Raw genomic sequence first — 6017 nt, 5'->3', positions numbered from 1 at the left:
TCTCGTCCGTGCTTTTGGTGCGAAACATGCCGACGAGTCGCATCGGGCACGGCTGCGCGTGGAGATTGGCAGGCTGCGCGCGGAACTCCGCCCGCTGGCGGACCTGAATGCGACGCCGCGCGGCTTTATTCTGGCACCGCGTGCCGGAGAGGGTGTCGTCGTGCTCGCGCCGCCGGTCGAGAGCGAGCACGCGGTCGTGCTTGCCCTCCTGGCCGACGGGGAATTCTGGTCGAGTTCGGCATTGGCGCTTGCGCTCGGCACCAGCCCGCGGACGGTGCAGCGGGCGCTCGACCAACTGGCGAGCATGGGCAAGGTTCAACCGGTCGGCCGCGGCCGCGCCCGGCGCTGGATGACCCCGCCCGTCCCCGGATTCCCGACAGTCTTGTTACTCCCCGGTCCGCTGCCGAACGAATAGGATAGGCATATGAAAAAATCTCGCGCCGACATCCTCCGTGAATATGGCCCCTTCGCAGACGCCCATGTGCACGGCGTTACCTTCGATGGCACCCATCTCTGGTTCGCCTCGGGCGACAAGCTGAACGCGATCGACCCCGAAAGCGGCCTTGCCGTCCGTTCGTTCGATGTTGCGGCGCACGCCGGCACGGCTTTCGACGGCCAGCATCTCTTCCAGATCGCCGAGGATCGTATCCAGAAGATCGACCCGAAGACCGGTCGCGTGCTTTCGACGATACCGACACCCGGCAACGGTGGCGATTCCGGGCTCGCATGGGCCGAGGGAAGCCTATGGGTCGGAGAATACCGCGGCCGGAAGATCCGCCAGGTGGATCCCGAAACGGGAGCCGTCCTGCGTACGATCGAATGCAGCCGCCTCGTCACCGGCGTGACCTGGCTCGACAACGAACTCTGGCACGCCAGCTGGGAAGGCGACGAAAGCGACATCCGGCGGGTCGAGCCGGAGACGGGCGCCGTGCTGGAAGTGATCGAGATGCCGCTGGGCATCGGCATCTCCGGCATGGAATCCGACGGCCGCGGCGAGTTCTATTGCGGCGGCGGACCAAGCGGCAAGATCAGGGCCGTTCGTCGACCCCGCACGGAGTGAGAACGGCGCGCGTATTCGGCCTCATTTGAAGAGGCTTGGCAGCCAGAGCGAGATGCCCGGCACGAAGGTGACCAGCATCAGGACGGCGACGCTCGCGCCGAAGAACGGCCAGATCGTGCGCATGGCTTCGCGTATCGAGATCCCCCCGACCGCGCAGCCGACGAAAAGCACCGTTCCGACCGGCGGCGTGTTGAGGCCGATGCCGGCATTGAGGATCATGACCACGCCGAAATGCACCGGATCGATGCCGAAGGCCTTGGCGACCGGCAGCAGCACCGGCGTGGTGATGATCACCAGCGGTGCCATGTCCATGAAGGTGCCGAGCAGCAAGAGTGCCACGTTGATCAGCAGGAGCACGACGACGGGATTGTCCGAGATGGCACCGATGACCGCGACCATCTGCTGCTGAACCTGCAGAAAGGCCATGAGCCAACCGAACGAGGCCGCGGTGCCGATGACCAGCAGCACCATGGCCGTCGTGCGCACAGCTCCCAGCACCGCTTCGACGAAACCCTGCCAGTTGAGCTCGCGGTAGACGAGAAGCGCCACGAGCAGTGCATAGAACACGGCGATGCAGGAGCTCTCCGTCGCCGTGAAGATGCCGGACCGCACGCCGCCGAAGATGATGCCGATCAGCAGAAGTCCCGGGATGGAGGCGAAGAAATAGAAGCCGAGACGTCGAAAGCCCGGAAATGGCTCCGAGGGATAGTCGCGACGGCGGGCGACGACATAGGCGGTCACCATCAGTGCGGCGGCAAGCAGCAGGCCCGGCAGGACGCCGGCCGTGAAGAGATCGGCGACCGAGACATTGCCGCCGGCGGCGATCGAATAGAGGATCATGTTGTGCGACGGCGGGATCATCAGCGCGATGATCGCCGCGTTGACGGTGACATTCACCGCATAACCGCGATCGTAGCCGCGGGCAGCCATCTGCGGGATCATCAGGCCGCCGACCGCCGACGCATCCGCGACGGCCGAGCCGGAGATGCCGCCGAAGAGCGTCGAGGCGACGATATTGACCTGGCCAAGGCCGCCGCGCAGGTGCCCGACGACGCCGGCGGCGAAGCGGATAAGCCGCCCGGCGATGCCGCCGCGCACCATCAGGTCACCGGCAAAGATGAAGAACGGGATCGCCATCATCGCGAACACGCTCATGCCGGAATTCATCTGCTGGAACACGACGATCGGGGGCAGACCCAGATAGGCGACCGTCGCGAGCGCTGCGATGCCGAGGCAGAATGCGATCGGCATGCCGATCATCATCAGCGCGGCGAAGACACCGAAGAGGATCGTATAGGCCATCAGGCAACCTCCTGCACGACCACGTCGGCGGCGGCCTTCGCTCCGCAGAGGGCGTCGGCGAGCCGTTCCGCCGCGAATAGCGCGATCAGCAGGCCGCCGGCGATCATCGGAAAGAAATCGACGCCGCCCGGCCAGCCGAGGACCGGTATGCGGGCGCCCCAGGTCCCGATCGCCAGTTGCACGGAATAGAACGTCATGGCGAGGCCGAAGAGGACGATCAGGCCGAGGCTCGCAAGATCCATGATCCGCTGCACCGACGACGGGGCAGAGTGGCGGACGAAATCGAGGCCGAGATGCACGCTCTCCCGTACGCCGACGGCGGCCCCCAGCATGATGAACCAGGACATCAGGTGCAGCGAGAGCGGCTCGGACCAACTCGGCGTGTCGTTAAGCACGTAGCGTCCGAAAATCTGCCAGCCGACGATCCCCGTCATGGCGACGATGCCTGCACCGGCGGCATAGAGCGACGCCCGGCTCAGCCGGGCAAGTGCAGGCCGGACCGCCTCGATGAAATACAACATTCTCTCTACCTCCGGAGGACCGGGCTACAGGCGCCCCGACCAGAAAACCGGTCCGGATTGCCCCGGACCGGTCGGTGCGGCATCAATTAATTGCGCGGATGCGCTCAAGAAGATCCTTCATCTGCGGGTCTGTGACGAACTTGTCATAGACGGGCTTCATCGCGTCGGCGAAGGCCGCCTTGTCGACCGTGATGACGTTGACGCCGGCAGCGCGCACCGTCTCCTCGGAAGCCTTCTCGCGTGCCTGCCACAGCTCGCGCATCTTGCCGACCGACTCCTTGGCCGCCTCCTTGACGATCTTCTGGTCGTCAGGCGACAGCTTGTCCCAGCTCATCTTCGACATGACCAGGATTTCCGGATTGAGGGAGTGCTCCGTCAGCGTGTAGTTCTTGGCAACCTCGAAATGGCGTGAGCTTTCGTAGGACGGCCAGTTGTTTTCCGCACCGTCCACGACACCCGTCTCGAGTGACGAATAGACCTCACCGAAGGGCATGGGCGTCGCATTGGCGCCGAAGGCATCCATCATGGCGATCCAGAGATCCGATTGCTGTACACGGATCTTCATGCCCTTCAGGTCTTCCAGTTTCTCGATCGGCTTCTTCGTCGTGTAGAAGGATCGCGCGCCGGAATCGTAGAAGGCAAGTCCGATAAGACCGTGCGGCTCGAAGGCCGCGAGAATTTCTTCGCCGATCGGCCCGTCGACCGTCTTGTGCATGTGCTCGGTAGAGCGGAACAGGAACGGCAGGCCGAGAACCACCGTCTGCGGCACCAGATTGTTGAACGGCGCCGCATTGACGCGATTCATGTCGATGACGCCGAAGCGCGTCTGCTCGATCGTGTCCTTCTCCTGGCCGAGGGCGGCGTTGTTGGTGACCTCGATCTTGATGCGGCCGCTGGTGCGTTCGGACACGAGCTGGCCCATATATTTGACGGCATCGACCGTCGGGTAGCCGTCCGGATGGATGTCGGCCGAGCGTAGGGTGACTTCCTGCGCATGCAGGGTGCCGGCGGCAAGGGCGAAGCCGAGCGCGAGGCAGAGCGATCTTGCGAATTTCATGTGGTCCTCCTCCTTGATGATGACGGCCGGACCTCCTCGCCCGGACCGCTCAGGTTTCAGTCTTCTGCGGGCTCGAACGGCGGCAGGGCGAAGAGCCGTTCGGGATTGTCGACGAGTGCAAGCCGGCGGGCGGCCTCGTCCGGCAGCCAGCCAAGCACGGTGTCCGTCAGGTCGGCGTCGTCGGGATAGTCTTCGCTGGTCTTCGCCAGGTTGTGCGGCCAGTTGGTACCCCAGACGATGCGCTCCGGCGCATGTACTGCGACGGCGCGCGCGGCGCGCGCGATGTCCGCATAGTCCGGGCCGCCGCTCTTCGAGGATTCGTAGACGCCGGCGAACTTGAACCAGCAGCGGCCGTCGTCGATCAGCCGCTTCACGGCCGCGATCGCCGGTCCGTCCGGATCGGCGCCCGAGAAGAACTTGCCGTGATGATCGAGGACCCAGCGGGATCGAAGGGCTCGGAGCCGCGCCTCGTGCTCCAGGATATGGCTGCCGTCGAACTGCACGGCAAGCATCCAGCCGCGCGCCGCGGCCCTTGCATCGACGGCTTCGAGATCGGCAAGGCCGACCGCCCCGCCCGGCAGATCCATGATCCGGGCGCCGACGACGCCGGCTCCGGCAAGCAGGTCCATCTCTTCTTCGGCGGTGTCCTCGTCGATGACGGCAACGCCGCGCGCGACGTCGCCCATCGCGGCAAGGCAGGCCAGCAGATTTTCGTTGTCGCGCTGGTGCGCGTTGCCCTGCGTGATGATGACCCGGTCGATGCCGAGCCAGGCCATAACCCTGCGATACTGGTCCGCGTCGGGCAGATCGCCCGCCGGCAGTGGCGGTCCGCCGGGCAGTGCCGGAAAGCCGGGCAGGTACATGTGAATCTGCGCATCGACTGCACCCCTTGGCAGTCGGATCGTCGGTGTCCGTCCCGCAACCGGCCTGACCAGCATCTCAGTCGTCCCTCATGCGGAAGGCGACGAGGGCGTCGCGGTCGACCTCGATGCCGAGGCCAGGCCCGTTCGGGATCCGCACGACGCCGCGCTCATGTTCGATCGCCGTCTTGATCACCGCCTGGCGGAACGGGTTTTCGGTGCGGTCGAACTCGAGGATGGGTTCGATCGGATCGACGCGCACGGGACTGGGCACCATCGCCGCCATGAACTGGAGCGCGGCCGCGATTTGCACGGCGGTGCCCCAGACATGCGGCACGACGCGAACGCCGTGAAGGGCGGCCATGTCCGCCACGCGCCGCGCTTCGCTGAAGCCGCCGACGCCGCAGAGGTCAGGCTGCAGGATATCGACAGCCCGGGTTTCGACGGGTTCTTTCATGCCCCACCGGCTGTGCCAGGTCTCGCCGCCTGCGACGGGGATCGGCTGGCCGCTCCGCACGGCGCGATAGGCGTCAAGCTGTTCCGGCACCACCGGCTCCTCGAACCAGTCGATTCCGTAGTCCGCCGCCCGGCGGCCGAACGTGACGGCCTCGACCACATCATAGCCGTGGTTGGCATCGACCATCAGGCGCATGTCCGGGCCGATCGCCTCGCGCACGGCGCGCACGACGGCAAGATCCTGATCGACGCCGAAGCCGATCTTCACCTTGGTCGCGTGGAATCCCTGCTGGCGATAACGGGCGGCCTCCTCGGCATTGTCGGCAACCCGGTCGACGCCCTCGCGCTTGAAGCTGCCGGTGGCATAGGCCTGGACCTGCTCGCGGAAGCGGCCGCCGAGCAGCGTCGAGACCGGCACGCCGAAATGTTTGCCCTTGATGTCCCAGAGCGCGATGTCGATGCCGGAAAGCGCCGTCAGCGTCAGGCCGCGTTGGCCCTGATCGCGCAGCGCGTTGTAGAGCCGCGCCCAGATCTTCTCCGTTTCCAGCGGATCGGCGCCGATGAGCCAGGGCGCATAGGCTGCAACGACGGCGGCATTCGCCCGTGCCGGTCCGAGGCATTCGCCCCAGCCGGTCGTGCCGTCGTCGCATTCGATCTCGACAAGCACATGCGCCCGGCGGTCGAAGCGCATGGACGCGCTTTCGAACGGTACGGCAAGCCGGTGCTCGAGAAGGTGGGTGCGGAGCGCGACGATCTTCATC

At 65.7% G+C, this 6017-nt stretch carries 6 protein-coding genes and 1 pseudogene; 2 read left to right on the top strand and 5 right to left on the bottom strand.

Going from position 1 to position 6017, the window contains the following annotated elements; translation table 11 throughout:
• Positions 1-415: pseudogene (locus LXM94_RS02535) on the top strand (helix-turn-helix domain-containing protein); the annotation flags it as partial.
• A gap of 9 nt (positions 416-424) precedes the next feature.
• A complete protein-coding gene (locus tag LXM94_RS02530; RefSeq protein ID WP_235769575.1) occupies positions 425-1060 on the top strand; it encodes a Vgb family protein in 636 nt (211 codons plus the stop codon).
• 21 nt (positions 1061-1081) lie between these two features.
• Here the strand turns inward: LXM94_RS02530 and LXM94_RS02525 are convergent, their stop codons facing one another.
• The 5 genes from LXM94_RS02525 to LXM94_RS02505 form a co-directional block, all read right to left on the bottom strand.
• Entirely contained in the window at positions 1082-2362 is a 1281-nt protein-coding gene (locus LXM94_RS02525) for a TRAP transporter large permease (RefSeq protein WP_235769574.1), read from the bottom strand.
• Entirely contained in the window at positions 2362-2883 is a 522-nt protein-coding gene (locus LXM94_RS02520) for a TRAP transporter small permease (protein ID WP_235769573.1), read from the bottom strand. The genes LXM94_RS02525 and LXM94_RS02520 overlap by 1 nt, the downstream gene beginning before the upstream one ends.
• An 82-nt stretch (positions 2884-2965) precedes the next feature.
• On the bottom strand, positions 2966-3940 hold the full coding sequence (locus tag LXM94_RS02515; RefSeq protein ID WP_235769572.1) for a TRAP transporter substrate-binding protein: 975 nt from the start codon (positions 3938-3940) through the stop codon (positions 2966-2968).
• A gap of 56 nt (positions 3941-3996) precedes the next feature.
• Entirely contained in the window at positions 3997-4878 is an 882-nt protein-coding gene (locus LXM94_RS02510) for an amidohydrolase family protein (protein ID WP_235769571.1), read from the bottom strand.
• A gap of 1 nt (position 4879) precedes the next feature.
• Positions 4880-6016 carry a mandelate racemase/muconate lactonizing enzyme family protein gene (locus LXM94_RS02505; RefSeq protein ID WP_235769570.1) on the bottom strand — a complete coding sequence of 379 codons (1137 nt, stop codon included), beginning with the start codon at positions 6014-6016 and terminating at the stop codon, positions 4880-4882.
• Position 6017: the final 1 nt, after the last annotated feature.

Origin of the sequence: Rhizobium alarense, assembly GCF_021555155.1 — a bacterium.
GTDB classification, from domain to species: domain Bacteria; phylum Pseudomonadota; class Alphaproteobacteria; order Rhizobiales; family Rhizobiaceae; genus Rhizobium_D; species Rhizobium_D alarense.
This window is presented reverse-complemented; position numbering and strand designations above follow the sequence as displayed.

What these genes read in the sequence shown, in the direction of transcription:
- LXM94_RS02515 (WP_235769572.1), bottom strand. Translation starts at nt 3,940, where the DNA reads ATGAAATTCGCAAGATCGCTCTGCCTCGCGCTCGGCTTCGCCCTTGCC.
- LXM94_RS02505 (WP_235769570.1), bottom strand. Translation starts at nt 6,016, where the DNA reads ATGAAGATCGTCGCGCTCCGCACCCACCTTCTCGAGCACCGGCTTGCC.
- LXM94_RS02530 (WP_235769575.1), top strand. Translation starts at nt 425, where the DNA reads ATGAAAAAATCTCGCGCCGACATCCTCCGTGAATATGGCCCCTTCGCA.
- LXM94_RS02510 (WP_235769571.1), bottom strand. Translation starts at nt 4,878, where the DNA reads ATGCTGGTCAGGCCGGTTGCGGGACGGACACCGACGATCCGACTGCCA.
- LXM94_RS02525 (WP_235769574.1), bottom strand. Translation starts at nt 2,362, where the DNA reads ATGGCCTATACGATCCTCTTCGGTGTCTTCGCCGCGCTGATGATGATC.
- LXM94_RS02520 (WP_235769573.1), bottom strand. Translation starts at nt 2,883, where the DNA reads ATGTTGTATTTCATCGAGGCGGTCCGGCCTGCACTTGCCCGGCTGAGC.